Origin of the sequence: Legionella sp., assembly GCF_047605385.1 — a bacterium.
GTDB lineage: Bacteria > Pseudomonadota > Gammaproteobacteria > Legionellales > Legionellaceae > Legionella.
Genome location: NZ_JASGFU010000029.1, coordinates 1 through 25,944 on the forward strand (window position 1 = coordinate 1; position 25,944 = coordinate 25,944).

Sequence of the window (25,944 nt, forward strand, 5' to 3'; positions counted from 1 at the left end):
GTAACTGTTGAACCTGGTTTTTGCATCACAGCGCAAGTTCCGGAGCTTAAGGCCTGTAATGCTAAAAATCCGTTTGCTTGATATATAAGATTTTGAATATTTGAAATGAAAATTGCGTAATTGAAGTACGCAATTTTATGTCTTTATCATTAATCAATCCTGGTGTTATTTAATTTATTTATTTGTCTATAAGATTTAGTTTTTCAATATTCATACTGACTCCATGTTGAAATAATTTATTGATTAAGATTTCTTACTTATATGTTTGTTACTTAGGTAAAAGAGCAGGGGCTTTGCTTAATGATTTTTCTGTTGCCAAAATAGGGTGCTTGGTTTTTCGAAGTTTCTGATTTAAAGCAGCAGCATCTACTGTTGAGCAAGCGAGTAGCAAAATATCTGATCCTAGAGCACCACAGCCTTTAATGGCGCATACTTCTGGATATTTTTTAAATTGCTGAATCAACTTGTGGCTGTGTTCTGCAATTAAATTTAATTGGGTTAAGTGTTCATGATAACTATTGATATTGTTCACTAAGCGTTGTGAATCTTGCGACTCAAAGGCTTGTTGTGCATCGTCAACCAAAGTGGATAAATGATTGATGGTTTTAGGTAGCGTTGTTTCTTGTAAATGATGATGGGTGGCAAGTTTTACACCGGTATGTATCAAGAAAAAAGATAAATCATGAAAGGGCCAGGTATAAGAACGTATTATCTTACGTTGTTTATTGATATAAACGCAGCCAGATTGTGATTGGGCGATGACATCATAGCCACTGGGTCTTAGTCCTTTGCCGGCCCAGGAGCATTGATAATAGATTTCCAGCATATTATCTAGACAGGCTTTTTTTTCATGCAGCCAACAACCGGCTAAATAACTGCCAAGAAATTGTGCACTGGAGGCACCTAAACCTCCTTGACCAGCGTAGGGGTCGTGCCAGGAAAGCCCATGTTCTTTAATACCTTGTTGTTGCCACCAAAAGCCTGCAGGGGATTGGGGATGAATTCCTGTTAACTCGCTATTTTCGGTAAGGGTTAGCTCAAAGTAGGGAGTGGTGGTTAAAATAATGGCAGAAGCTTCAGCAATTGCTGTATATTCACCAAGTAGGAAGGTTTTTGCAGGAATTAGCCAGGTCATACTGCAATAGGTTCTTGTCTGATTTCAGCTAACAAATCATGTGCATTATTTAGACTGATTCGTTTGTGCAGATGCAACCAATTTTGCAAGCGTTCTTTTAATTCAGGCATTTCCGTTTCATCAGCGCCAGCAGCTAATAATAGATTATCAATATGTAATTTCATATGGCCTTGTATAATACCTTCCGTACATAAGGCTTTAATTGCGCCTAAATTTTGTACCAAACCTACAGCAGCAATTACTTGCGATAGTTCATTTGCTGAGGTGATATTAAGCATGCGTAAACACATTTTTGCGGTAGGATGTAATGAAGTGACACCACCAATTGTGCCCACAATAATGGGGGCGGTCAGTTGCCCAGTAAGGATTTCATCTTGATAGCGCCAACGAGTAATTGCTTGGTAGCGTCCCTCGCGTGAAGCATAAGCGTGCACTCCGGCTTCAACGGCGCGCCAATCGTTACCGGTAGCAATAAGCACAGGATCAATCCCATTCATGACTCCTTTATTATGGGTAGCTGCACGGTAAGGATCCATCTCTGCAAATAAAGAGGCTTCTTGAAGTTTTTGTCCAAGAATTGGATTGATATCGTTAATGGTCACTTGAGCGGTAGTTAGCTTTTGATCGTTCAAATTAGACAAAATACACATGGTGACTTCTTCCCCTGTTAACTCTTCAATAGGGGATTTTAAATATTCCAATACTTGATTGATAACATTGGCACCCATGGCATCACAGCTATTCATACTTAAATGGATCACTGCCATGTCTTGGCCATCTTCTCTGCTTAGGTGACGTAACTCTAAATCAGTGACTCCACCACCGCGTTTTACCATATTCGCAGCAACTTCAGTGTTTGCTCTTTCGATGAGATGGCTTTGGTGCTCAGTAAAGATTCGTTCTAATTTTGGGAAATCTTTTACTTTAGCAATTTGGATTTGTCCTAAGATGCAATCGCCTTCAACCCAAGCTTTAATTTCACCAGATTGCCTAATCCATTTAGCGGATTTAGATAGTGCAGCAATAATGGAAGTTTCCTCCACTGCCATCGGAATGACATAATCTTGGCCATTAATATTAAAGTTGGTAGCAACGCCTAAAGGCAGTTGAAAATAGCCAATCACATTTTCAATGAGTTTGTCCGCAAGATTTAAATCTTTAATGCCGCCATGTTTGAGAAAACTAATATCTTCTTGGGTAATAGCACCTAAAGCAAGCAAGCGCTTAAAACGTTCTTCGCGTGAGAGTTTGGAAAAACCACTGAATAATTCATGACTATTAGATGCTAGAGGCATGCCTTCTCCTTTATCTGGACAGCAATGACGCAAGTTGAATAAAGCAGCGTTTGCGTTGAACAAAGTGAATGTCGTTGTCTTGCATACCTGGCTTTTGTTTTGCGAAAAATGAAGATAATTTTATCATAAAAAGCTGAGGTGATGTACTAAAATTTTTGCAGAACCTTGGAAATGAAAAGGCTCTGCATGAACTATTTATAATAAGAAAAAATCATTTGATTCTGAGGAGGGATCTAATTCATTTTCTTTTGACGGTTTAGATGGCTGAGGGGGGAACATTCTTTTTACAGCCCATCTGCTGAGATCTCCAAATTGATATCCGCTTTTCTGAGGTGCAATCTTGGGTTGTTCTGATGAAGAAGAGGCTGGCGCCTCTTTTCGAGTTATTTCTATTTTTGCGGTTTGTTCAGGGAATAAAGCGCGTACATATTCAATAAGAGCCAAGGTAACGTCACCAAATTCATAGCTCTTTGTAGGTTTTTCTGCGGGTGCAGGGCTGGCAGCATTTACTGAATCCAAGAATTCAATGACTAACTGCTTAATCTGAGTAAATTCTTCTTTAGTGGTTGCATCAACAGTGTTTTCATTTTTTAATGCGTCGTTAAGTAGCAATAAATAGCGTGGTCCACGCTGAATTGGCTGGATTAAATGTGACTCTAACCCCAAAGGGCTATCGATGTTGATGTATAGATAATACGGTTTTATTAAGTTCTGAGTCTGTATCTTGAGGTAAATTGCCACGAACATATGCAGCTATCTTTGCAAATTGTGTAGAATTTTCTTGTACTTCTTTAAGAAATTTATGGTATAGCTCTACGTAAGCCTTATAGTCACTGAAAAAATTAACCATAAGTTGTTTTCGTTCGATTCTGAGCTTCTGACCATTAGTTGTGTCCATTTTAACTGCTTCTTCCACGTTTTTAAGCAAAGCATCAGAGGTTTTTTTCAATGAATTAATAAGCAGTTTAAATTGTTGTAAGATTTTACAAGAATCTATTGGGTAATTATTTAAGAGAAGCTCCATTAATGTGAGTGATTTATTATAAGATGTTTCACTGGTTATCATATCTTTATAACCGGGATTGCCTACAATCGAATATTTTTCTATAGATGAGTGCATGAAAAAATACCTCTAAGTTTACTTTGCATACTGGTGATGGATTCTAAAACCCATCAAATTGCTCAATATTATACCTTATTTTTATTTTTTTTGTACTATTAGTGGATATTTCTGTTAAAAATTTAGCGTATTAAATATTCTATTTTTCTAAATCGTTAAAAGATAAATAATTTTTAAATGAGTTTACTCTTTGGTGTGCACATTTAGCTTTTGCGCTTAAGCCTTATTCGTATTATTCTTGAGGTACTTTTTTAAAAAAATATAACTATGGTTCACACTAGTCCGCAGATTACCTTTGATAAAGAACATGCTCAATTTGCTTGTACTGGGATTTGGTCGGTGGCAAGTATTGGGGATTTATTGCAAAAATTTACTGCAACCGCTTTACCTAAAGCAAAGAAGGTGACGATTAGTGGCGCAAGTATAAGTCATTTAGACAGTGCGGGTGCTTTGACCTTACTTAAATGTGTCGAGGTGTTAAAACACCGGGAAAATCAAATAGAATTAATCGATTTTAATGAAAAACAACAGCAATTGCTTGATTTAATTAAAGGAAAAGAAGAGAGTATTGATTATCAAATCCCTATACCAAAGAAAGAAAATTTTTTTTATGAATTGGGAAAAGAATCTGAGCGTAAATTGCTGCAGGTTGATGGCTTAATCATTTTAATTGGTGATTTAGCTACTAAAATTTTTGATGCCTTTGGCAACTGGCGTCGTTTTCAATGGCCAAGTATTATGGCCAATATTGATGCAACAGGAATAAAAGCCTTACCAATTCTTGCTTTGCTTTCATTTTTGATTGGTGTGGTGTTAGCCTATCAAATGGGCTTACAGCTCACTACTTATGGTGCAAATACTTTTATTGCTTATCTTTCTGGTATGGCTGTTTTTCGTGAATTTGCTCCTTTAATTACTGCAATTATTGTTGCGGGAAGGACTAGTTCTGCATTTACAGCTCAATTAGGCAGCATGAAAATTAATGAAGAAGTTGATGCTTTGTTAACTATGGGATTATCACCTACAGAACTCTTGGTTTTGCCCAAGGTTTTGGGATTACTCATCGCCTTTCCGTTGTTAATTTTTTGGGCTGACATGTTTGGCATTTTAGGGGCAATGATCATGGCCAATAATATGTTAGGTATCGGTTTTCTTGATTTTTTACAGCGATTAAGAGATTCTGTAGGTATTTCGCAGTTTAATTTAGGTCTTTATAAAGCACCTGCATTTGCCTTATTGATTGCTTTGGTGGGGTGTTTCCAAGGGTTTAGGGTTGAAGCGGGTACTGAGAATAACATTGGGAGTCAGACCACTAAAAGTGTAGTGCAATCTTTGTTTTTAATTATTATTGCTGATGCAATTTATTCCGTGATTTATAGCTGGATGAAGTTATAGATGAGCGAACCCGTTATTGAAATTAAAGAAATGAAGAATTTTCTCGGCGGTCAATGGGTGCATTCAGACATTAATTTGACCGTGGAGAAAGGCGAAATCTTGGCAATTATTGGTGGTTCCGGTAGTGGTAAGACCACCATATTGCGCAGTTTATTAATGTTATTGAAACCTACTGCAGGTGAGATTAACATATTTGGTCAAGATATTAGCCAATTGGATGCACATCAGGCATTTATGTTGCGACGTCGCTGGGGTATGTTGTTCCAGCATAGTGCTTTGTTTGCATCCATGAATGTTTTGGAAAATGTGATGTTTCCAATGCGAGAGTTCACGAATCTTGATCCTGAATTCATGCATGAATTGGCCTTATTAAAAATTGACTTGGTAGGCTTGCCTAAAGAAGCTGCGGGTAAGTTGCCCTCTGAATTAAGTGGGGGAATGCAACGACGAGCTGCGGCGGCTCGTGCAATTGCCATGGATCCTGAATTATTATTTCTTGATGAACCAACAACTGGCTTGGATCCACGTAGTGCACGGCTTTTTGATGATTTAGTAATTTTTTTAAGGAACTCATTAGATCTTACTATTGTCATGGTAAGTCATGATATTGAATCGTTAAAACGTACAACAGATCGTGTAGCATTTGTGGGTGATGGGAAAATTTTAAGTGTTGAACCCATTAAACAGTTGATGAAAAATAAAGAACCATTGATTGCTGATTATTTTAGTAAGGTATAACATTAAAGTTTAGGAGATTAGTTTTTGGAAGCAAAAACCAATTACACCATCGTTGGTGTAGTCGTGCTTATATTATTAGTAGGGCTTTTGTCAGCCATGCTGTGGCTGTCAGTTGGTTTGCATCGTAAAACATATCATCTGTATACAGTTTATCTGCATGAAGCCGCTTCTGGTTTAAGCAAAGATGCGCCAGTTAAATTCAATGGCGTACAGATAGGTTATGTTCATGAGATTAAACTCAATAAAAACGATCCACGTCAAGTTGAAATTATATTAGATATCGAGGCAGGAACACCCATTACTACCAGTACTGCTGCGACGCTTATTTCTCAAGGAATTACCGGCGTAACCTACATCGGCTTATCTGCAGGTTCTTCAGATTTAACGCCTTTACAGAAAATGCCTGGGGAGCCTTATCCTGTTATTCCTGCAAGGCCTTCATTATTTAATCAATTAGATAGTCTTTTAAAGGAAGTTTCTGAAAGTATTGGCAAAGTTAGTGCCCAAGCACAACATATCTTTAATAAACAAAATGCTCGGCACCTAAGACGAATTCTTGAAAATACCGAGAAACTGACTGGAACTATGGCTCATGACAGTAAAAATATAGACAGTAGTATTAAAAATGCCGATGTATTTTTAGCTAACTTGGCGAAAAGTAGCCATGATTTCCCACGATTCATCCATGAATTGGAAACTGGAGTAGCGAAATTCAAAATGATGGCAGACAGTTTAAGTAAGGCTGGTAGTAGTGTCTCTAATACAATGACTGCAGGTAGAAATACTTTAGACAAACTCTCATTAGAAACACTTGCACCAGCATCTACATTATTACGTCGCTTAAATGCAATATCAGCAAATCTTGAGCAGGTGAGTAATGAGATTCGGCAAAATCCATCAGTTGTAATTCGTGGAAGTACTGCGCCGAAACCGGGGCCAGGAGAATAAAAGATGAAAAGTTTAAACGTTTTTTTTATAATCTTAGGCACTTCAATGCTGATTGCTTGTTCACCTGTTAAAATCCCGATAACGAATCAATATCAATTGGCACAATACAGCGATAAGCGTTTTGTAAGGAATCCTCGACCAATTGCCTTATGGGTTACAGCGCCTGAAGCAGTTGCAGGGTATCAAACCAATCAAATGCTTTATATTAATAAGCCTTTTGAAATTGAGCCTTTTGCCAAAAACTCCTGGACTAATCCGCCTGCGGACATGCTTTATCCTTTAATGGTGAAAAGCTTACAAAGTACAGGTTATTTTCATGCGGTGATGTCTAGCATTTATAGCCAAGGAGCAGACTACCGTTTGGATACGCAAGTTTTGTCTTTAGAACAAAATTTCCTGAAAAGGCCTAGTATTCTTGAGTTTTCAGTTAAAGTGGTGTTGACAAGGATACCAGATAATAAAGTCATCGCTTCAAAAATCATTAACCAGAGCGTTCTTTGTTCTACTGATACCCCTTATGGCGGGGTAGTGGCTGCGAATAAGGCTGCGCGCCAATTCACTGCGATAATGTCTAATTTTGTGGTGTCTCACGTTAGAGGTTAAATTTTACTCAGAGCAAGATCTCGACCGTTTTTAAGAGTGCGTTAGAAGCAAATCCTAAACTTTGGGAGTGTTAAGATCATCATCAGTTATTTGAGGTTTGGACTCTTGCGAACTTTGTTTCATTTGTTTAAACAGCCGAGGTTCATATGTAACGCCTTGTGCCTTACGATTAAAAAGATTATCTTTAATAAAGTCGGTAAATTTCGCCACAGCTATACCCAACGAGTCAATAAAAGTTAAAGATTTTTGATTCTTGTAATCAATAACTTTTTGTGCTGCAGAGGAAAATTCCATGCCTTTTTCTTTTAATAAATTGAGTAACGTAATATTAGTTCTCTCAACTGCCCAGGTATCCATATGAAGACAATTTAATAATTTAGATGAAATTTTCGGCTCTTCATTGATAAGACAAGACGCCACATATAAATGATTATGAGAAATAGCTGCCTGCAGATATTTAATCTTGTCCGCATCATCTAATTGATGTCCCGTTTTGTGCAATTGCTCTATAAGAACTTTAACCGTTTCATCACTTCCACTTTGGACTGCATTTAAGAGAGGATCTTCTGGTGTGTCTTTGAGTGCTAAAATTGCTACAGAAATTTGTTCAGTTACATCCTTTTTGAGCAGAGCACATGCCTCTTCTTGTATGTTCTCGGGCATTGTTTTAATTTCAGCAGAAATTCTCAGATTGGTTACATAATTAATACGTTGTTCGATACAGTTTTTCAATAATTGCGGGTTTCCACCTTTTGCTGCCTTTGTAATATCTTTGATATGCCATACATTATTACGCTTATAACCTAAGATATCATTATAAAGAGTTTTTATGTCCTGATTTTGCATCAAAACATCAAATGCTTCTTTTCTGCCACACTGAAGTGCCAGTAAAATGGAAGAATAGCGCTCATTATCATTTTCAAGTCTGGATAAAAGGGGAGGTAAGGCGTGATAATTATTATTAACTACTGCTAGCGCAACAGCATTCTCTATATCGTCTGCTCCTTTATTTAATAAATAATCAATGATACGACCATCATTATTAAGTGCTGCATAGCTTAAAGTGGCTTTAGCGTTCTCCTTTAATAAAAATTTATCATAAATTGAGGTAATTTCAGGAAAAGTTCTGATCGCATTATCTTGTGGGTGACGTATAACATTTAGGTAAAGTCCCATATCTTGATTCGTTTTGTAACCGAAAACATTCTTATGCAATTCCTTTATTAGATCTTTTTCACTGGTAAAATTTTTATAACCTTCCGAATAATTGGGATCATAAACGGTATACACATTATTGATTTTTTGAATAGAAATTGCATGATTCATGTTAGAAACTTGTAACACTTCATTGTTTTTTAATGCTAACTCTTTAAATACAGACTCCCAACTCTCATTATCAGTAACCAGTGCCAAATTATAAGAAGACTTGAGTGAATATCCATTGACCGATAGCATTTCAACAGCATTAGACTGACTTAATTGCAAATTATATTGTTCTGGTTCAAAAGTTGCTGCTACTTGAATAGCAAAAACATCAATGTCTTCATTTTCAATTCCTTCCTCTTTGATTCCATCGGCAATAAATTTAAGGATTTTTTCAAATTTACCTGGCTCTCCTTTCAAGGCATAGGCGGCATGAAGTGTAGCCAAACCATTACAAATACCACCTTCATTCATCTGAAAAGGTAAATTTTGCTCTCTTAGATAAATATTTAAATGTCGAATAATGCGATTTTGACTAATATCTATGCTCATATTTTATCCTCTTCTAGAGTTAAATCAGCATGATTCTGCTTTATATATAATTTTAAGACATTTAAATTAAGAAAGTATTAAATGCTTGGATGAAATTTCTGCAGGGTTTTATTAGGACATAAAGTGGAGGAATGAAAAGCAGTTACTAAAAAAGCAATTCTAATCAAAAGACATAGTGATAATAATCGTTCCCAGAATGATTGACCTGTTGAGGTCGGTTTTTCTGCTTATCACCATTTCTTATTGCATCATCATTTGATGGTGCTGAAGAGGCGGTTAATAATACTCATTTCTTCCAAATCTCTATAGTTAATGCCGTATTTACAATGCCAACGTACAACATTGCAGGATTAATTCGCCTTGAAAATGATACCATTTAAAGACAATAAGTTGTGTGGAACGCATCGAGATAGTCTTCTATACGAGGAAAGTAGACTAAATTATAAACTACTTTTCGCTTTTGTAACGGAGCCTAGGAATTTAAGATTTAATTATTCGCCATCTGGATGAGTGGATTTCTTGGCTTTTGTACCCCAAGAATAGCCGCCAAATAAACCACTACCGAAAATTGCAAGATATTTGATGACTTCTGTTACTATTTGGTCTTTATCTTTCAATATTGCGACAACAAACATTGCCAAAAACCCAATAATAACAACACGTATCAGAGATATTCTATTCCTATCTTTTTTAGCATCATGACTTCTTGCGTCAGCTCTATCATTGACGTTAGCATCTAATGCTTTAAAGAATATTCACGCGAATTAGCAATAGATTGTTCCGTTAGTTCAAGTTCGCGCTCTCTAATTCGTAATTCTTTTTCTTGAACCGCAAAAAACTTATCTATCGAACCTGGAGACAATTGCTTCTTATTATTATCTTCTGTCATTATTTATAAACTGGCCTTTTATAGTGGATTTTAATCCTGCCAAAGTCATTCTGACCAAGACGTGGAGGGACTATTTCAGTATAGGAAATATTAACTTTTTCCCCGGGCTTTAATTTTAAAAATTCCTGAGGAGATAAAATTTCTTCATTAAATTGAGTCAAATTTTATTGTAGTATTTTTAGTGTTCATATATTGTCCTCCTGCTCCGTAATTATAGGTCAATACTTGTTGTATAACTATAGTTAGAGGAAAATAAAATTGAAATCCAATTTCAATTATTCTCTTGCCTTTAGTTCTTTATGTATGGTAATCGTACGGAGATCTCATTTATTAATGAACAATTTTGGCATATACAGTTGAGATCTATCTAGAAGATTGATTTTTGTACAAATTTTCGTTTTTGCAACGGAACCGAGTAGAGACAACAGTTAACGCGTTTAGGACAAACAAAAAAGTTGAGGAGTTGACCGGTTGATATTAAAAAGCAATTTGCTTAATTTACAATCATTATGTTATAATACTTCATCTTAAAATCATAAGAAATGATTACTCATGAAAATTTTTTGCATAGTAAAAATAAAGAAAGACGTAAGTTCCGAGCAAGTATTAAATGATTCCTCAAAAAATTCTATTTCTCCAAGAGAATTAACCCTTCACACAAGCGGTATTAGAGATACAAAGGGATACACTTCTCGTAGTGGATGTGTTTCCTATGGTAAAAGTACTTCCACTAGAGCGAGAGGGAATAAGGGTACAGGTATTGTCTTAGTGACCGACGCCGAGGTGTCAGAAGATGATTTTAATTCCATTGAGCGAGATATTTTAAATTATAAATGGCCCTTATCTCAATTAAAAAATGAAATAGATTTAAATGATTTTAGAACATCTTTTTTTCACCGAATTACTAATTTAGACGAAGGTATTGATAGATCGAGTCTTTCACTTCTTGCACCACTAAGAAATAAATTAGCTCAAGAGCGAGACAGTACAAGACAAGGCGCCGCTAAATTAATGATTCATTCAATTGAAGATGCTCTGCTCGATCGATTAGAAAACAAAATTGATACAGAGGTTTTTAAACAACGATTAAATAATGCTATTAATATAGCAGAGCCTGTGTTGGAGCAACAATCTGGATGGAAAAAGTTTATTGATGATGCAATTAATAGTCTTTTGAGATTATTTTTTAATAATACACAGTATGTCACATTCTTTTCATCTCCCAATCGATTTAAGGTGGAAATTGAAGAAGTAAAAATTAAAGGACGTGATTTAAATTTATAATAAGTAAGGGAGCAAGCCTTGCTTTTTGCTAAAAAAAGGCTTGCTCCCTTAAGTTTGCGTAATAGCCTTGAATGTCTAATTTACACTAGCCTCTTAAGTTTTCACTGTTTATAACATGATACTTTGCTTCGAAGTGTACCAACACTTAAACAACTTTCATATCATTAACTTGGCGGTTAGAAAAGATTCGATTATATGTGGACTAGCTTCTTAACTCACCACCTGATGCTGCAGGTCTTTGGATAATTAGCCGTGGCTTTCAGTGTTATACAGCAGCAAATAAATTCGATTGCTTAATTTTTAAGCTTTGGATGGGCGTTTGAATAATCTGCAATGAGATATTTTGCTAAAAACAAAGACAACAAGCCACAAATCGCTAGATCAACTCAACAAAATTGCCCATCATGCCAGCTAAAATGATTCAGGTTTGATGTTTCATCATATCTAAACCTTATTTTGTAATTCCGATTTCGTTGTTAATGTTCTTTTATCCTGAATATGATCTAAAAACAAATAACCATTGAGATGATCAATTTCATGCTGTAAGATTCTTGCCTCTAATCCATATGTTTTTTTGGAAATAAAATTTCCATCGACATCATAACCAGAATATTCAATTTCCATTGCTCTTGGTACTTTACCCATGATTTCCTCGAAATTTAAACAGCCTTCATAACCTATTTGAATTTCGTCTGATAAGACATTTAATGATGGATTAATAAGTGCTGTATTTGGTATTGAGTATTCTAGATTTTGGCGTTTTGTATATGCCGAACCAAATACAATGACTCTTTTACTGATACCTATTTGAGGAGCAGCTACACCTACGGCGCATTTTTCTTTCATTATTATAAACATATCCTGAATTAATTCTTTTAGCCATATACTTCCAAATTCTGATTCTGGAATGGGGTTAGCAATTTGCCTTAAAATAGGGTCATTTTTATCTAATATTATTTTCATAATTCACTTGATTGTTGTTGATAATTTTCTTTCTTATATTGGTTATATTTTAACCTATAAAAGTGTTCAGGCATATTAGACTTCAATGATATTCAGAGCGTATTTTTTCGAAGCCACCCTTCAACATAGGTCATCGTTTCCTCAATAGTACTGACCGCTTGATGATAAAGCGCCTCAAATAATTCCCGTTGTCCTGATTTCCAGTAACGCTCTACATATTGGCAAGCGTATTTCATACGAATTGTTCCGACATAAACTGCTCCACCTTTGATTTTATGAGCAATTTTATCAACCAAGGTATAATCGTGGGCAACAAAAGATTTTTTCATGCGTTCCAAATCCTCAGGAAGCTCCTGGGTCATTAAAGTTAATAATTCCTTTAACATCTCTTGGCTACCGCAATTTTTCACTGCTTCTTCAGTATTTAAAAGCGCAAACTGATTTAGTTGAAACATTTCATCATCATTGTCAGGTAAGTCTCTTTTTACTTTAATTTTTTCATCTGCGGGTGCTTCATAGTGCGCTGGAATGAATGATTTAAGAATATCAATGGCATGTGTCTGAGTCAGTGGTTTGGTTAGTACGGCATTCATCCCTGCTTCAATACATCGTTGTTTATTCTCATCACCACCGTGTGCTGTGAGGGCAATAATAGGAGTATTTTTTGTTTCATTAGAACCATTTCGAATATGATAAGTGACCTCATAACCATCCATGCCTTCCCCTAAACCAATGTCCATAAAAATCAGATTATAGTGTTTTTTTTGACAAAGTTTCAAAGCATCAATACCATTTGATGCCACATCAACAGCACACGATAATTGAGTTAATAATGTTTTAGCAACCGTCTGTGCAATGTAATTATCCTCAACAATTAAAACAACTGTTGTTGCTTTATCATGAGGTAGGGAAGGGGATGGCATGAATGAGTGTTGGTGCGTTTTTGGGGTCATATATGGATTATCAATTCTTATTTCTTCAGGCTCTTCAAGGCCTGAGTCATCATCCAGAAGAGGTTCTTGGAGAGGAATTAAGCAGGTGAACACTGTTCCTTTGAGGGGCTCGCTGTCCACGTAAATTTCACCTTCTAATTCATCAATAAATTGTTTTATAACGTATAGGCCAAGTCCCGCACCTTTATAAATACCCTGATAAGAGGGGGTCAAGCGTTTGAATTGGAGGTAAATTTCTTGCTGTTTGTCTTTTGGGATGCCCATACCTGAATCACTGACGATTATTCTTATGACTAAGTGGCGATGTTCTTTTTTTGCAAGCTCAGCCTTAATCGTAACATGGCCACTATCAGTAAAATTAAGTGCATTGCCAATCAGTTCCAGAGCGATACGATGTACTCTAATTTTATCTCCTATGACATATCGAGGTAGTTTATCATCCACGGATAATGATAAGTTTAATTTTTTTTCTTGTGCTTTAGCCGAATATAAAGCAACAACCTGTTCTAGCGTTTTTGCCAGGTTAAATTTTCTTTTAAGTCTTGGAATTTCACCAGAGCTGACTCGTACTGCTTCTAGCACTTCATCCATAAAATCAAGTAATGCATGACTTGATGCTACTAAATTATCCGCATATTCTTTAATTCGAGGTTCATTCGATTCTGATTTTAAAATTTCAGAAAACCCAACAATTCCAGTCAGTGGGGTACGTATGTCGTGGCGCATGTTTTCGAGAAATTCGGTTTTAGCTTGGCTTGCTGCTTCAGATTTTTCCTGGGCTGCTTTAAGTTCAGATTCTATTTTCTTTCTGTCGGAAATGTCGATTGAATTTCCAATAATGCCAATAAGGTTATTGTTCTTATCTAAAAAGGGTCTTTTTTTGGAAAGTAGCGTAACAATTTCTCCGTTTGAAAGTTGTGTGGCTTCCTCTCTAGTGATTTCAATTCGATTACTCATGACCTCCAGGTCATTTTTTCGATACTCGTCTGCAGTTTCTTTAGTAAAGAGATCATAGTCTGTTTTACCCACCACATACGATTCATTTGCTTTACTTATAAACCCCATTCTCTTGAGGCTTTCAGCGCAATGTTGATTTAATCCAGACCAAACGCCATGAATATCTTTCCAATAAACATCACCTGGTAAAGTATTAATCATGCTTTTTAATTGAAAAATTAATTCATCCTGATCCACATTGTGGTTTTTATAGTATTTACTTGATTGTTTAATAACAGGAAGACTTTTATATTTTGTCATCGATTCACCCTTTTTCTTAAGTTAATCATAGACTGTCAATTCATTTTTTCACAGTATAACTGCTCATTTGCACATAAGAATGTTTTATGTTACTTGATTAATATGTATGATTTATTTTAGATCATATGGTGGAACATTTGAGCTTTTTCTCTGTTTTTGTTAAACTTCATCACTAATTTTGATTGAACAGGAAAAAAATGATTACTCCTTACGGACAATCAGGTAACCAGATAGAAAAGATAATGCTGCTTTTAATGTGGGCAAATTATCTCGATAAACAGCAAATGACTAAGAGCGAGTTAAGCAATAAAGTTATATTTGCAGGTATTGGTAAACCCACTTATCCTGTTAATCGTCACACAGTAAAAGCATATAAAAAATATTGGGATCGTTTAGGAGATCTTGCTGAACAATGGCATGATAATCCTCACTTCGGTGATGAGGAATCGGCTATTGGTTATGGTGATCCTTATGGTGATAACCAGGCAAAAGATATCATGGGGAAAGCGATGTCTACCTGGTATGGCACTGAAGTTCTAGCAAAAAATGTACTATTCACTGTTGGCGGGATTGGGGGATTAAGAATAATTTTTGAAGTTCTAAATAGCTTCTATGCAAAGCATACAAAGTATAGGGTAATTACCCCATTTCCACATTATTCTGCGTATACCAATAATCCTTATCATATTCTTCATCCAATTGATGTGATGTCTGAACCAGGGTATCAGCTTACAGCAAGAGCATTAGAAAAAAGCATACAAAATGCACTTATCTTGGCAGATCGAGATGGAATCCATCCTAGAGCTGTTTTAATTTGTAATCCTTCTAATCCGCTAGGAACGATTATCAAAGAAGAGGAAATTGAAAAAATTGCAACGACTTTAAGGAAGTACTCTGAATTATATATTATTTTTGATGAAGCCTATGCCGAAATGAATTTCGTTAATATTCCTTCATTTTTAAATAGTGCACCGGATTTAAAAAATAGAACCATAATTTTGCGTTCTGCTACTAAGGCATTGTCTGCCGCTGGGGAGAGAATGGCTCTTATCTTGGCGTTTGACGATTGTATTATTAATGAGTTAGTCAGGCAGCAAATTATGTCTTATATTCATTCACCTCGTTCTGCACAAATTGCTTATGCCGAAACAATGATAAATTTTAGCTCTGAAGATAGGCGTTCCATGGCATTTTACTATCAAGGCAAAGTTGAGTATGTAATGAAGCGATTAATAGATATGGGTGCGCAAATGCCATGTACTCATTATCAAGTGAAAGCGACATTTTATGTATTAGGTGATTTTAGTGATTTGATGGGTATGGAGATCCCAAAAGAAGTTGAAGCCGTGTTAAACAAAACGGGAATGATACAAACAGGAGAGGAGCTAGTTTATTCCTTATTATTTAAAGATTCAATTATGCTTGCTCCACTTAGTTACTTTGGATTAGTAGAAGATTGCGGTTATTTAAGAATTACGTGCAGTGCTAAAACTGATGAACTTAAGGAAATGATGGATAGACTTGAACGACGGTTATTGGAAGCAAGGTTATTAAAGAATCAATTTTTAGTTAATGAGATTCTCTTTGAGCTTGAAAAGTTGTACGTAAATAATTTTCCATTGAAGAAAGAATTAACCAAAAAATTAGAAAATATTAGAAATATTAATCCAACATGTTATGGTTTAAAACAACAAAATCATAAAATGAGTAATTTACTAAGCCATTTAGTAGAACACTCTGACGTAGTCAAGCAAAAGTTTACAACCCAGTTAAGCAACCTCCATTAAAGTTTCTACCTGTTTTTCAAATTGGTTTGGACTTTGATACTCCAAATAAGAATGCAACCGATTACTGTTATAGAATATAGTGTTATGAGTTTCGATATCGCCTTACATCCAAGAGCGCTATCACTTTTTCCTGAGGATATTGATCATAATGCTCTTAATTTTTTTGCTTCAAAAAACAATTGATTACATTCATCCTCCATTATCCCCCCAATTAGATGACAACTATAAAAATCAGGTGTTTTTGATAAAACTTCTTCTGCGCCAATTTGAATTTGTCGGCCAAACAATTCATGCAAAAATGAGATAGATGTCCCATAAATTACTTTAGGAATCATCGCCCAATAGATTGCAGCAGCACACATAGGACATGGCTCAGCTGTTGTATAAAGACTTAATTTGCTTACATCGCTATTAAAACCATTATTAAACAATGAGTGTATAACTGATAGTTCACCATGCATCAGAGGATGATGATGCGCATTATTTACGGATTTCAAAAGAATATCTTTATTATCGTAAACAATGATTGCTCCATAGGGGGCAATAGGGTTTGATGCAGCTGTTTCAATTGTTGCTGCCATAAAATTAAAAATGTATTTATCCATTGTTATTCCCTTTGAGTTTCATATAATTTTCATCAAATTTATTTGCATTGAACTTGTAATTGGTATTGATTCTAAAAGGATTTAAGTTCGATAATTCATCATAGATATCCACTTTTTCTTTCACTTTAAGTAAGTAAATGAGCAGAACTGAAACAGGTGTTAATAACACTTCATAGGATATTTTATAAGCATCTTCAAATAAAATTACGCTTCCAAGTTTTTCAGTTGGTACAATGCCATAGAACGCCACTAACGAAAAAAGACTAACATCAATTATAATCCCAAAGGCAGATGATGTAGCAATTCGTATCCAAACCGTGGTAATAAATTCTTTCTTTAAAGAAATACCGCGTTTTCGCTGTCTTGTTTTAATAATTGAAATGACAGTTGAATTAATAGTCATGCCAAGAAAAAAAGCAGTTGCGGAAGCAATGAACATACGTAACTGATTATGCAGAATTGATTTAAATGGAACATTCTCACCTACCGCAAGCAAGTTTGTGATCCAAACATCAAAGACAAATAATAAATTGCAGAAAATGACGAACAATACCATCTGTTTTGTGCGCTCAATGCCATACACATCAGTCATCATATCAGCGGCTAAATACGCCAATGAAAAAACGATACCGCCGACATTAATTGTTAAAAAACCAATCGAAATGAATTTAGCCGCGACGGTTTTCGAAGCAATGAAAAATACGATACTGGAGCAAAATAATATATGGTGGTATTTAAACCGATAATCACTTGCTGCTAGGGTGTAAGGTAACTGAAATCTAAACAAATGATTATCGATGTAGTTGGGTCGGTCAATTTTTTCAATTATCGCAATTTGTTTACGTAGTGGTTGAGAAAAAATATTAAGGAATCCATAAATCAATAGCGGGATAATAAGCTGAGCTTCATCTATATTATTTTGAGGATTAAGAAAGATCATATTCATCGAGCAAAATATCATTAATGAAATTAAAAAAGTGTATTTAATGCTCTTTTCGTTTAAGGTATTGAATAATCTTATTGGTAATAAAGTACAAGCCCATAAAAAGATGGTACTTTTTATTAAGTACAAAAGGTCTCTACCAAGCACCTGATTGTATGTTTCCTGCATTTTCCAAAACCCCGATGCTGGCAACCAAATAGCAAATTTTAAAAATAAAACATAAATGACATGAAATATTATCACGAAATAAACGGTATGTCGGAGATAAGCAAAACCATAGAGGTGGTATATCAATTGCACTACAAAAAATGCAATCGGCCACCATAAGAACTCAGAGGCGGTTGTTATTCCAAATAAATTAATAAGTTGAGCTTCAGCAGGTACAGTAATTAAAGAAAAAAAGACTGCAAAACCTAGCAAAGTATGGAACACTTTAAATTGAAGTGGTGTTTTAGATTTACCCGTCGAAGAGTTATTCATCGATAAAAACTCTCTTCAAACTAGTAATGCATTTTGCTTTTAAACTAGGTTGCTCCTTTTGCTTAATTACAAGTTTTTCTGAATGTGCACCGAATTGTTGCCCCATATCGAACACAATGCGGGGGTCAACAAGATAAATCATGTCAGTTTTTACAAACTCAGCGACTGACATTTCTTGATTAATGCGTTTATTGGCAATATGAAAAGCAACGGATAATTCGTTTGATTCAGGATGGGTAAAGAGGTTATCAATTCGAATAAGATAAGGTTCTCTTACTTCTCCGATGAACCGCAAAATCACGTGCTGATAGATAAAACGTAAAAATTTATTACTTTGGCTCCAATTTTCCATAATTACATCCTACGGCTTATTTTTTGTACGCAGTTTCTGGTGCACCTCAAGGATTACACCCGCAATAGTGTGCAAATGTTCATCATAAATTTCTACTGATAGTTTTGGATTAATGGGGTAAAAATAGGTTTCAGATCCATCAATAATATATTTTTTAATTGAACAATGAGACAGATTATTTTTTTTCTTTACTACAACAAAGCAACGATCCTCTGGTAATAAATCAGCATGAACAATTAAAAGAGAATTTTGTAGAAATGTTGGCTCATATAAATCGGTATCAATACAAAGGGCATAATAATTACCTTCCAAGTCATTCTCAACCCATCGATACCATTCTCTAGGAGTTTTTTGATCATCCATTTGATTTAAATTAAATACAGGCAACATTTGCGAAGCTGCTAAATCTCCATATTCACCTTCACGAATAATAGGTTCGAGGCCTAACAATTGGTTGATGTTAATTTCAAAGCAATTTGCAATTTGTAGCAAAGTGCTGGCTTTAGGGTCAGTTACATCACCATTGAGGATTCTTGTAATTTTGTTTGTTGGGATTCCTAATTTTCTCGCAAGTCCTGCAGGAGTTAAGTTTTCATCTCTGCTAATGAGATCATTTAAAGTCTTCGCGAGCAATAAATTATGGGGTTCATTTAAAATTTTTGTTGACATAAGTTGACTTAGTTACATTAGTGTAATAAATTACATCCATGTAATTAAGTTACATAGATGTAAGTTTCAATATTAGCACAAATTCTACGATAACACTCATATTACATAAAGCAATAGAAGGATATTCATCGCAAAATTGCCAATAAGATTTAGTAAAATTAAAACTAGGAGGTTAATTTAAATGAATTGCACATTAGAGTTTCCAGAATCATCAGCTAAAATTGATTTCTGCAGCAAAAGCAATAAACAGAAAATTCTAATTGACGTTTTAATAAAATATGGCGACATAGATATTAATAGGCTTGCTTTAGTACTAGGGGTTTCTGTGAAATAGTACGAAATCGATTACGGTAGAGAAAAAGAATCTTGATTTAATATAACTAGTGGGTCGTAATTAAAGAATCCTAATAGAGTTAAAAGGCTATTTTATCATGAAAAACAAAGTCTAAGCTACAAGGAGTTGTAAAAATGTTTAAATCTGAGCGAAAAATTCAAGTCCATAATAATCAAATTATTCCATTCTATCATTCCACAAATGAACTGATGCATATCCAAAATATTCTAAAATCTCAAGCACCATTGGTTTCAATTAAAGAGATCAACAAATTCCGTCAATTGATAGCAAGAGCAGCATTAGGAGAATATTTTTTAATACAATCAGGAGACTGTGCAGAACGTTTTTCTGAATGTGACCAAGAGACAACTTATGCAAAGTTAGACTTTATTCAACAGCTAGCTGAATTTTTTCAAAGAAAAACTGGGAGTAGTGTACTCCAGGTTGGTCGAATAGCAGGACAGTACGCAAAGCCTAGAAGTAATCAGTATGAAACGTATCAGAATAAAAGAATTTATTCCTATTTTGGTGACATGATTAATCAATTTCAAGAAAATCACCGACGTCCTGATCCTTGGCGAATGCTACTGAGTTATAATTGCTCTGCATCTATTTATCACGCGATGAATCAATGGAATCGAGAATTAGAGCCAGAACAAAAAATATATACAAGCCATGAAGCATTATTACTTTATTACGAGCACGCATTAACTCGATTAGATAAGCAAACAGGGTTATATTACAATCGTTCAACGCATTTTCCATGGCTTGGTAAGCGTACTGTTAATAGTATTGAGCACATTGACTATTTGAAAAAAATTGCTAATCCGATTGCAATAAAAATAGGGTCAGATACCTCTATCCCAGCACTTATAAAGACCATCAATACTTTAGATCCCGATTATCTTCCTGGACGTATTACCCTTATTCCCAGGTTAGGGGCGCAATCTGTTCATCGTGTTTTGCCGCAATTAATTACGGCAGTGAAAAAAACAAGGCATACTGTTTTATGGAGTTGTGACCCCATGCATGGGAATACTGAAACTCTAAATTCGGGAATAAAGATTAGAAAACTTAGCACTATTATTGCGGAAATTAAGGATTCTTTTTTAATTCATAAAACAATGGGCAGCACACTTAATGCCATCCATCTTGAAGCAACACATCAAAAGGTTACGGAATGCATTGATTACAAATCATCTCTTTGTAGTTCAGTAACCGGCTTTAAGAAAAACTACAAAAGTCTGGTGGACCCTCGTTTAAATTATGAACAAACAATGCATGTAATGCAGTGTATCGCCAAACATTATGTTGACTGTTAATCAGAGATTTGGACATGGACGAGCTGAAAAAAACAATAAGAATAGGCACGTTAGGGCCTGCAGGAACGAGTAGTGAGGCTGCGGTAGCCTACTTTCTTCAAACTGATGAAAAGAAATCTGAACAGTATTCAATTACATTATTAAACAGCTTTCAGCTTGTTTTGTATGAATTGACTGAGGGCGATCTTTCCATGGCACTAGTTCCTCATGCATACAGTGACATTAATCTATTTTACATTAATCCCAAAGTTGCTTTATATCGAATGTTTGTATTCGATACTCCTGCTTATGGATTAGCCAAGCGCTCAGATGCAGTGCTTTCTCAACATCATTGCCGAGTTGTTTCCCATCCGGCACCGATTCTTTTATTGGATGTTCTTTTAGCCCAGATGAGACTTTCTCGTTATGAAATTGCGTTGGTTAGTTCAACGAGTCAGGCTGCTGAAGAGGTTTCCGAGGGCAAAGCTGATTTAGCGTTAACCAACATGAATGCGATTAAAAACTACAATCTAGTTTGTTGTGCTTTATATGGTCCTATTCGAATGGGATGGTCCGTATTTATTAAAAAGGAGTTTGTCGTATGAGTCATTTTTTTCCGGTTCCTCAGCACATTAGTTCTGATGGGATTAGCTCTTATTTATTTGAATTGAACGATCCGAGCCAAACAAAAATTTTGATTTCCACTATTGAGCCTGATGCAGAGCTTAAGATGCATGCGCATTCTGAGCGGCAAATGGGAATGGCGTTAAAAGGCTCATTCACCATGCAAATCGATGGAAGAGAAGAGTGTTTGGACGAGTTAAGAAATGCCTATGTCATTCCTCCGAATGTAGCACATGCCGCAATTAATCGTTCCGGGAAGGTTGCTATAGGCCTTGATATTAAACGTAAGTTTTGTGCAGAACTCTTCCCTAAAAAACAGGATTATTTTATTTATCCGGAAAATGAACGCACGTTAAGAACGGGAATTAATATGTGCTTTTTTGTAAGCTCTTGGTGTGAGGTGATGTTAAGTACCATACCACAGCATGCGTCAATGCCAGCTCATCAACACCGAGGTGAGCAAATTGGTATCGCAGTTCAGGGCAGTTACCTTAGGCAAGTAGGTGATGAAGAAGAGCATTTTCATTTTGGAAAAATTTATTATGCACCCGATGAGGTGTTGCATGGGGCGCATAATCCATTTGCGGAAACCGCCATTTCTTTAAATCTATTTTTGCCTCATCGTTACAATAAACCTAGAAAATATGCACGAGGGTTATAATCATGGATTTGCATATTAAGGGAAAAGTAGCGCTTATTGCCGGAGGTAGTTCAGGAATTGGACTGGCCACTGCTCAGCAATTAGCTCAAGAGGGGTGTCATTTACTTTTATGCGGGAGAACACGAGCCACATTAGAAACAGCAAGAGCTTCTATTTTAGTCAGCGCTCCTCGGTGCATGATTGAAATTTTTGCAGCAGATGTCTATGAAGTACGTGATGCACAGCAATTGGTTGCGCAAACAGTGCGTTGTTTTGGGACAATAGATATTTTAGTCAACAGTACGGAAGGGGCTTCGTTTACTCTTGATACCGGAGTTTTTTCCAACCACCATTGGCTGGAAGCTTGTGAAAAGAAATTGTTAGGCTACCTCCAGTTAATACACCTTGTCTTTGCATTCATGAAAACAAAATGCTCCGGAAAAATCATTAATGTTGTTGGACTCACTGGCAAAGAGCCTTCTTCTCATTTAATGATGTCTGGGGTTATCAACGCAGGATTAATGAACTTTATTAAAACATTTTCAAAAACCGCTGCACAGTATAATGTGTGCATTACAGGAGTTAATCCAGGGTTTGTTTTAACACCAAGATATCAATTGTTGATTCATACATTATCCAAAGCTTCAGGGCATCCTGATGAATTAATCGTAAAGAATATCTGCGAAAAAATTCCCTTGAGACGGATTGGTCAGCCTGAGGAAGTAGCCGCATTGATTGCTTTTTTAGCATCGAGTTTGGCAGATTATATTACGGGAACAACCGTTTGTATTGATGGTGGCCTATCGCAATCGATATAAGAGGAAGAAAAAACATGAGTAAGCGATTTGATAAGAAAGTAGTTATTGTTACTGGTGGTGCCTCAGGAATTGGTCTTGAGACAGCACATCAATTTGCAGTAGAGGGCGCAATAACCGTAATTGCAGACAGTAATGCTGCAAAAGAAGCAGAAATTATAGCCGCTTTTAAAGCAAGGAATCAAGAATGTATTTATTATCATGTTGATGTAGCCAATACAGATGATGTAAAAAATCTAGTAAATACGGTGATTGAGCGCTACGGTAAAATAGATGTTCTGTTTAATAATGCAGGGATAGAGATTTCTGGTGCTGTCACTGATTTTACAGAAGAACACTATCAGCAACTGATGGATGTTAATGTAAAAAGTGTTTTTTTATGCTCAAAATATGTGCTTAAGCATCTGATGAAGCATTCTTCTGGAGTCATTATTAATATGGCTTCAGTTGCGTCTTTTTTAGCCTGGAAAGGGGATGCACTTTATAGTGCAAGTAAAGCGGCTGTTAAATTATTGACCCAGGCCATGGCAGTTGAGTATGCCCCTTACTCTATTCGTGTTAATGCAGTAGCCCCTGGAATTATTGATACACCGATGACGGATAGAGCTATTGGCACAGTTCCTAATGCTGCGGAATTAAAAAAAATAAAAGGAACAATTCATCCGTTGGGTCGTTTAGGCTTGCCTCTTGAAGTCGCGCGAACTGTTTTATTTTTAGCATCAGAAGAAGCCTCTTTTATTACTGGAGCCATCGTGCCGGTTGATGGTGGTTATTTAGCGGGTTAAGGACATCAAACATGGAAAAAAAATCAGAAATTATGGTTTATTTGCAGTTGATTATGGTGCAACTGATTTGGGGTGGAGCTTTTATCATAGGTCAGCTGGCATTAACGAAGCAGCCGGTGATGACTACCTTGCTTATTCGCAACTTAGGCGTTTGCCTAGGATTTATACTGATTTTTTGTTGTTCAAAAAAATACACATGGTTGATGGTGCCTCGTGGTGTGGTATGGCCTTTGTTTGGTATGGGGGTCTTTGGTGTGGTGGTTTATAATGTTTTGGTTTACTGGGGATTGTCTTTATCGTCGGCGATTAGTGCGTCGCTTTTAATCCCAACAATCCAGCCTTTAACTACTGTACTGATTACTCATATTAAGGCAATAGACCAATTGAGCAGGTCACAATACCTGGGCTTGCTTGCTGGTTTTTCAGGTGCAATCGCTACATTAACTGGTGATTGGAGTTTACATCCTGGTATGCACAATATGATGGGTAACTTGCTGCTTCTTTTAGCTGCTTTTTCTTTTTCACTGTATTCTACTTTAAGTAAATCAGTGTTGAATTACTTACCTTCACTGCATGCCACAGCTTATGCATCCATTATTGGCAGCCTCTTGTTCCTTCCTGTCAGTTTTTTAGGTGATCATCGGCTTATTTTCGAACATCTCAAGTTGGATTTTGGCTTATATATGGGGTATCTCATCGTATTGGGCGGCGTGCTTTCTTTCTTATGGTGGTCTCATGGTGTGAAGTACCTTGGCCCCGCGCAAACAGGTGTAATTACTCTTTTAATGCCTCCCTTTGCATTGTTGCTAGCAGCTGTTGTTTTGCAGCAATCGATTACCTTATTACAAACAATCGGCATTGTTTTGAGTTTATTAGGAGTAGGGCTTAGCACGGGGCTCGTGACTATCTCAATTCCTTTCTTTGTACCAATCAATAAAAAAGGATGATGTGATGAATATAAACAATAAATTAATTGTCATTGTTGGGGCTTATTCTACAGGGCAGTATTTGGCGCCAGCTTTTATTTCTCGCGGGTATCAATGCGTCCATATTCAGCCTGGAACAATGATTAATCCTTACTTTTTAGATTCATTTAGGCAGCAGGACTTTATTAAAAATCTGGTTTGGGATGGTAATGATGAAAAAATCATTCAGGAGCTGGTTGAATTTGATGTGAAAGCGGTTATCCCCGGTTCTGAAATCGCTGTTTTAATTGCTGATAGACTCAGTCAAAAATTATCGCTTGCGACAACCAATGATCCGAAACTGAGCATCGCACGGAGAAATAAATATGAGATGCAAAAAGCACTGGAGCGTGCAGGAATCAATTCAATTCCAGTGTTTAAAACCAATAAGAGTGAGGCAATTTTTAATTGGCTGAACACTCAAGGTATCGAATATCCTATTGTGCTTAAGCCACTAGCTAGTGCTGGAACAGATGGCGTAACCATTTGCCAAAATCAAGAGGAGGTACAGGTCGCTTTTAATCAACTAATTGGTATCGTAAATGCTCTTGGGGAAACCAATGATGAGCTCCTTGTTCAGCCCTATCTTCATGGCACAGAATATGTAGTCAATACGGTGAGTCGCGATGGAACGCATTATGTTACCGATATGATTCGAGTCAATAAAATAACGATGAATGCATCGCCTGTCTATGATTATGCGGAAGTTTTGTGTCCTATAGAACATCAGGCACTTTATAAGGTTTTAGCTGATTACGTTAAAAAATCGCTGGATGCCTTGGGTATAAAATTTGGTGCAGGTCACAGTGAAGTGATGTTAGTCAATGAGTGTACTCCTGTACTTATTGAAACTGCCGCAAGGCCGATTGGGGGGATCGATCTTTCTGCTTATACGGAAAGCTTAGGATATAACCATATTTCCATTATTGCGGAGTCCTACCTCAATCCAGAGAATTTCCATAAAATACTACGGCCTGAAAATAAACTACCCTTATGTAAACGCCTTTTGTGTACCTTTATGATTTCCCCTATCCATGGTGTGATTAGTAATCCGCCTGATTTGATGCCCGTGCAGAGATTACCCTATTTTCATAGTATTTTTATGAAAACACAGGGCATTCTTGAAAAAACAAGTACCCTGATTAATTGCCCTGGTTTTATTAATTCTCTGGGAGCAAATCGAGAAGAACTAATGCAGCAGCATCAAAAAATACGTGACTATGAGCACACTCTTTTTTCGCAAATGGTTGATGCAACACCAGCAATTAAGGAGGAACAGTGCGAGCCGTTCATTCTGAGTTAATTAGGT

Annotated in this window: 26 protein-coding genes and 1 pseudogene; 13 read left to right on the forward strand and 14 right to left on the reverse strand. The window is 36.2% G+C overall.

The genetic code is table 11. The features are described 5' to 3' along the window. Positions 1 to 268: 268 nt before the first annotated feature. The 4 genes from QM652_RS08215 to QM652_RS08230 form a co-directional block, all read right to left on the reverse strand. Positions 269 to 1,135: a mevalonate kinase gene (locus tag QM652_RS08215; protein ID WP_415074671.1), complete on the reverse strand. Its 867-nt coding sequence runs from the start codon at positions 1,133 to 1,135 to the stop codon at positions 269 to 271. Further along, entirely contained in the window at positions 1,132 to 2,430 is a 1,299-nt protein-coding gene (locus tag QM652_RS08220) for a hydroxymethylglutaryl-CoA reductase, degradative (protein ID WP_415074673.1), read from the reverse strand. The genes QM652_RS08215 and QM652_RS08220 overlap by 4 nt, the downstream gene beginning before the upstream one ends. A 195-nt stretch (positions 2,431 to 2,625) precedes the next feature. Further along, on the reverse strand, positions 2,626 to 3,096 hold the full coding sequence (locus tag QM652_RS08225; RefSeq protein ID WP_415074675.1) for a hypothetical protein: 471 nt from the start codon (positions 3,094 to 3,096) through the stop codon (positions 2,626 to 2,628). A 4-nt stretch (positions 3,097 to 3,100) separates the two neighbouring features. Then, complete coding sequence (locus QM652_RS08230; protein ID WP_415074677.1) at positions 3,101 to 3,550, reverse strand: hypothetical protein; 450 nt, start codon at positions 3,548 to 3,550, stop codon at positions 3,101 to 3,103. A gap of 267 nt (positions 3,551 to 3,817) precedes the next feature. On the opposite strand from QM652_RS08230, the gene QM652_RS08235 reads away from it, so the two are divergent. The 4 genes from QM652_RS08235 to QM652_RS08250 are packed head-to-tail and all read left to right on the forward strand — an operon-like array spanning position 3,818 to position 7,234. Further along, positions 3,818 to 4,945 (forward strand): MlaE family ABC transporter permease, encoded by a 1,128-nt coding sequence (locus tag QM652_RS08235; RefSeq protein WP_415074679.1) that lies wholly within the window; start codon positions 3,818 to 3,820, stop codon positions 4,943 to 4,945. After that, positions 4,946 to 5,683 (forward strand): ABC transporter ATP-binding protein, encoded by a 738-nt coding sequence (locus tag QM652_RS08240; RefSeq protein ID WP_415074681.1) that lies wholly within the window; start codon positions 4,946 to 4,948, stop codon positions 5,681 to 5,683. A gap of 24 nt (positions 5,684 to 5,707) precedes the next feature. After that, positions 5,708 to 6,631: an MlaD family protein gene (locus QM652_RS08245; RefSeq protein ID WP_415074683.1), complete on the forward strand. Its 924-nt coding sequence runs from the start codon at positions 5,708 to 5,710 to the stop codon at positions 6,629 to 6,631. Positions 6,632 to 6,634: 3 nt separating this feature from the next. Then, the gene (locus QM652_RS08250; protein WP_415074685.1) at positions 6,635 to 7,234 is read left to right on the forward strand and encodes an ABC-type transport auxiliary lipoprotein family protein; all 600 of its coding nucleotides are present in this window, start codon (positions 6,635 to 6,637) and stop codon (positions 7,232 to 7,234) included. Positions 7,235 to 7,288: 54 nt separating this feature from the next. Here the strand turns inward: QM652_RS08250 and QM652_RS08255 are convergent, their stop codons facing one another. The 4 genes and pseudogenes from QM652_RS08255 to QM652_RS08270 all read right to left on the reverse strand — a co-directional run bounded on the left by QM652_RS08255 (position 7,289) and on the right by QM652_RS08270 (position 9,878). Beyond that, complete coding sequence (locus QM652_RS08255; RefSeq protein WP_415074687.1) at positions 7,289 to 8,911, reverse strand: hypothetical protein; 1,623 nt, start codon at positions 8,909 to 8,911, stop codon at positions 7,289 to 7,291. Between the two features lie 365 nt (positions 8,912 to 9,276). Beyond that, positions 9,277 to 9,394: pseudogene (locus QM652_RS08260) on the reverse strand (IS6 family transposase); the annotation flags it as partial. 86 nt (positions 9,395 to 9,480) lie between these two features. Next, positions 9,481 to 9,624, reverse strand: a complete 144-nt coding sequence (locus QM652_RS08265) for a hypothetical protein (RefSeq protein ID WP_415074689.1) — start codon at positions 9,622 to 9,624, stop codon at positions 9,481 to 9,483. Between the two features lie 101 nt (positions 9,625 to 9,725). After that, positions 9,726 to 9,878: a hypothetical protein gene (locus tag QM652_RS08270; protein WP_415074691.1), complete on the reverse strand. Its 153-nt coding sequence runs from the start codon at positions 9,876 to 9,878 to the stop codon at positions 9,726 to 9,728. A 552-nt stretch (positions 9,879 to 10,430) separates the two neighbouring features. Here QM652_RS08270 and QM652_RS08275 point away from each other — a divergent pair. Continuing rightward, positions 10,431 to 11,162 (forward strand): hypothetical protein, encoded by a 732-nt coding sequence (locus QM652_RS08275; RefSeq protein ID WP_415074692.1) that lies wholly within the window; start codon positions 10,431 to 10,433, stop codon positions 11,160 to 11,162. A 444-nt stretch (positions 11,163 to 11,606) separates the two neighbouring features. Here the strand turns inward: QM652_RS08275 and def are convergent, their stop codons facing one another. Further along, a complete protein-coding gene (def, locus tag QM652_RS08280; RefSeq protein WP_415074694.1) occupies positions 11,607 to 12,125 on the reverse strand; it encodes a peptide deformylase in 519 nt (172 codons plus the stop codon). Between the two features lie 92 nt (positions 12,126 to 12,217). After that, positions 12,218 to 14,335 (reverse strand): response regulator, encoded by a 2,118-nt coding sequence (locus QM652_RS08285; RefSeq protein WP_415074696.1) that lies wholly within the window; start codon positions 14,333 to 14,335, stop codon positions 12,218 to 12,220. A 197-nt stretch (positions 14,336 to 14,532) separates the two neighbouring features. On the opposite strand from QM652_RS08285, the gene QM652_RS08290 reads away from it, so the two are divergent. Beyond that, the gene (locus QM652_RS08290; protein ID WP_415074698.1) at positions 14,533 to 16,122 is read left to right on the forward strand and encodes a pyridoxal phosphate-dependent aminotransferase; all 1,590 of its coding nucleotides are present in this window, start codon (positions 14,533 to 14,535) and stop codon (positions 16,120 to 16,122) included. Positions 16,123 to 16,265: 143 nt separating this feature from the next. On the opposite strand, the gene QM652_RS08295 is transcribed toward QM652_RS08290, so the two are convergent. Genes QM652_RS08295 through QM652_RS08310 form a run of 4 tightly spaced genes read right to left on the reverse strand, consistent with a single transcriptional unit; the run spans position 16,266 to position 19,171 of the window. Further along, positions 16,266 to 16,727: a nucleoside deaminase gene (locus QM652_RS08295; RefSeq protein ID WP_415074700.1), complete on the reverse strand. Its 462-nt coding sequence runs from the start codon at positions 16,725 to 16,727 to the stop codon at positions 16,266 to 16,268. Beyond that, entirely contained in the window at positions 16,720 to 18,150 is a 1,431-nt protein-coding gene (locus QM652_RS08300) for a VUT family protein (RefSeq protein ID WP_415074702.1), read from the reverse strand. Before QM652_RS08300 ends, QM652_RS08295 begins: the two co-directional genes overlap by 8 nt. Further along, the gene (locus QM652_RS08305) at positions 18,143 to 18,502 is read right to left on the reverse strand and encodes a hypothetical protein (RefSeq protein WP_415074704.1); all 360 of its coding nucleotides are present in this window, start codon (positions 18,500 to 18,502) and stop codon (positions 18,143 to 18,145) included. The genes QM652_RS08300 and QM652_RS08305 overlap by 8 nt, the downstream gene beginning before the upstream one ends. A 9-nt stretch (positions 18,503 to 18,511) precedes the next feature. Continuing rightward, positions 18,512 to 19,171, reverse strand: a complete 660-nt coding sequence (locus tag QM652_RS08310; protein ID WP_415074706.1) for a helix-turn-helix domain-containing protein — start codon at positions 19,169 to 19,171, stop codon at positions 18,512 to 18,514. 468 nt (positions 19,172 to 19,639) lie between these two features. Here QM652_RS08310 and QM652_RS08315 point away from each other — a divergent pair, with 468 nt between their 5' ends. The 7 genes from QM652_RS08315 to QM652_RS08345 are packed head-to-tail and all read left to right on the forward strand — an operon-like array spanning position 19,640 to position 25,938. Further along, positions 19,640 to 20,827 (forward strand): 3-deoxy-7-phosphoheptulonate synthase, encoded by a 1,188-nt coding sequence (locus QM652_RS08315; RefSeq protein WP_415074708.1) that lies wholly within the window; start codon positions 19,640 to 19,642, stop codon positions 20,825 to 20,827. Between the two features lie 14 nt (positions 20,828 to 20,841). Continuing rightward, positions 20,842 to 21,411 (forward strand): LysR family transcriptional regulator, encoded by a 570-nt coding sequence (locus tag QM652_RS08320; protein WP_415074710.1) that lies wholly within the window; start codon positions 20,842 to 20,844, stop codon positions 21,409 to 21,411. Next, positions 21,408 to 22,091, forward strand: a complete 684-nt coding sequence (locus QM652_RS08325; protein ID WP_415074712.1) for a cupin domain-containing protein — start codon at positions 21,408 to 21,410, stop codon at positions 22,089 to 22,091. The genes QM652_RS08320 and QM652_RS08325 overlap by 4 nt, the downstream gene beginning before the upstream one ends. A 2-nt stretch (positions 22,092 to 22,093) precedes the next feature. After that, positions 22,094 to 22,888: an SDR family oxidoreductase gene (locus tag QM652_RS08330; protein WP_415074714.1), complete on the forward strand. Its 795-nt coding sequence runs from the start codon at positions 22,094 to 22,096 to the stop codon at positions 22,886 to 22,888. Between the two features lie 14 nt (positions 22,889 to 22,902). Next, entirely contained in the window at positions 22,903 to 23,670 is a 768-nt protein-coding gene (locus tag QM652_RS08335; RefSeq protein ID WP_415074716.1) for an SDR family NAD(P)-dependent oxidoreductase, read from the forward strand. 11 nt (positions 23,671 to 23,681) lie between these two features. Next, positions 23,682 to 24,617 carry a DMT family transporter gene (locus QM652_RS08340; RefSeq protein ID WP_415074718.1) on the forward strand — a complete coding sequence of 312 codons (936 nt, stop codon included), beginning with the start codon at positions 23,682 to 23,684 and terminating at the stop codon, positions 24,615 to 24,617. A gap of 4 nt (positions 24,618 to 24,621) precedes the next feature. After that, positions 24,622 to 25,938: an ATP-grasp domain-containing protein gene (locus QM652_RS08345; protein WP_415074720.1), complete on the forward strand. Its 1,317-nt coding sequence runs from the start codon at positions 24,622 to 24,624 to the stop codon at positions 25,936 to 25,938. Positions 25,939 to 25,944: the final 6 nt, after the last annotated feature.

Bases quoted from the DNA above. Each gene is read 5' to 3' on its own strand.
- QM652_RS08310 (WP_415074706.1), bottom strand. From the start codon at position 19,171: ATGTCAACAAAAATTTTAAATGAACCCCATAATTTATTGCTCGCGAAG.
- QM652_RS08340 (WP_415074718.1), top strand. From the start codon at position 23,682: ATGGAAAAAAAATCAGAAATTATGGTTTATTTGCAGTTGATTATGGTG.
- QM652_RS08320 (WP_415074710.1), top strand. From the start codon at position 20,842: ATGGACGAGCTGAAAAAAACAATAAGAATAGGCACGTTAGGGCCTGCA.
- QM652_RS08305 (WP_415074704.1), bottom strand. From the start codon at position 18,502: ATGGAAAATTGGAGCCAAAGTAATAAATTTTTACGTTTTATCTATCAG.
- QM652_RS08285 (WP_415074696.1), bottom strand. From the start codon at position 14,335: ATGACAAAATATAAAAGTCTTCCTGTTATTAAACAATCAAGTAAATAC.
- def (WP_415074694.1), bottom strand. From the start codon at position 12,125: ATGAAAATAATATTAGATAAAAATGACCCTATTTTAAGGCAAATTGCT.
- QM652_RS08265 (WP_415074689.1), bottom strand. From the start codon at position 9,624: ATGTTTGTTGTCGCAATATTGAAAGATAAAGACCAAATAGTAACAGAA.
- QM652_RS08345 (WP_415074720.1), top strand. From the start codon at position 24,622: ATGAATATAAACAATAAATTAATTGTCATTGTTGGGGCTTATTCTACA.
- QM652_RS08325 (WP_415074712.1), top strand. From the start codon at position 21,408: ATGAGTCATTTTTTTCCGGTTCCTCAGCACATTAGTTCTGATGGGATT.
- QM652_RS08220 (WP_415074673.1), bottom strand. From the start codon at position 2,430: ATGCCTCTAGCATCTAATAGTCATGAATTATTCAGTGGTTTTTCCAAA.
- QM652_RS08270 (WP_415074691.1), bottom strand. From the start codon at position 9,878: ATGACAGAAGATAATAATAAGAAGCAATTGTCTCCAGGTTCGATAGAT.
- QM652_RS08290 (WP_415074698.1), top strand. From the start codon at position 14,533: ATGATTACTCCTTACGGACAATCAGGTAACCAGATAGAAAAGATAATG.
- QM652_RS08295 (WP_415074700.1), bottom strand. From the start codon at position 16,727: ATGGATAAATACATTTTTAATTTTATGGCAGCAACAATTGAAACAGCT.
- QM652_RS08315 (WP_415074708.1), top strand. From the start codon at position 19,640: ATGTTTAAATCTGAGCGAAAAATTCAAGTCCATAATAATCAAATTATT.
- QM652_RS08230 (WP_415074677.1), bottom strand. From the start codon at position 3,550: ATGCACTCATCTATAGAAAAATATTCGATTGTAGGCAATCCCGGTTAT.
- QM652_RS08330 (WP_415074714.1), top strand. From the start codon at position 22,094: ATGGATTTGCATATTAAGGGAAAAGTAGCGCTTATTGCCGGAGGTAGT.
- QM652_RS08215 (WP_415074671.1), bottom strand. From the start codon at position 1,135: ATGACCTGGCTAATTCCTGCAAAAACCTTCCTACTTGGTGAATATACA.
- QM652_RS08240 (WP_415074681.1), top strand. From the start codon at position 4,946: ATGAGCGAACCCGTTATTGAAATTAAAGAAATGAAGAATTTTCTCGGC.
- QM652_RS08335 (WP_415074716.1), top strand. From the start codon at position 22,903: ATGAGTAAGCGATTTGATAAGAAAGTAGTTATTGTTACTGGTGGTGCC.
- QM652_RS08255 (WP_415074687.1), bottom strand. From the start codon at position 8,911: ATGAATGAAGGTGGTATTTGTAATGGTTTGGCTACACTTCATGCCGCC.
- QM652_RS08235 (WP_415074679.1), top strand. From the start codon at position 3,818: ATGGTTCACACTAGTCCGCAGATTACCTTTGATAAAGAACATGCTCAA.
- QM652_RS08250 (WP_415074685.1), top strand. From the start codon at position 6,635: ATGAAAAGTTTAAACGTTTTTTTTATAATCTTAGGCACTTCAATGCTG.
- QM652_RS08275 (WP_415074692.1), top strand. From the start codon at position 10,431: ATGAAAATTTTTTGCATAGTAAAAATAAAGAAAGACGTAAGTTCCGAG.
- QM652_RS08300 (WP_415074702.1), bottom strand. From the start codon at position 18,150: ATGAATAACTCTTCGACGGGTAAATCTAAAACACCACTTCAATTTAAA.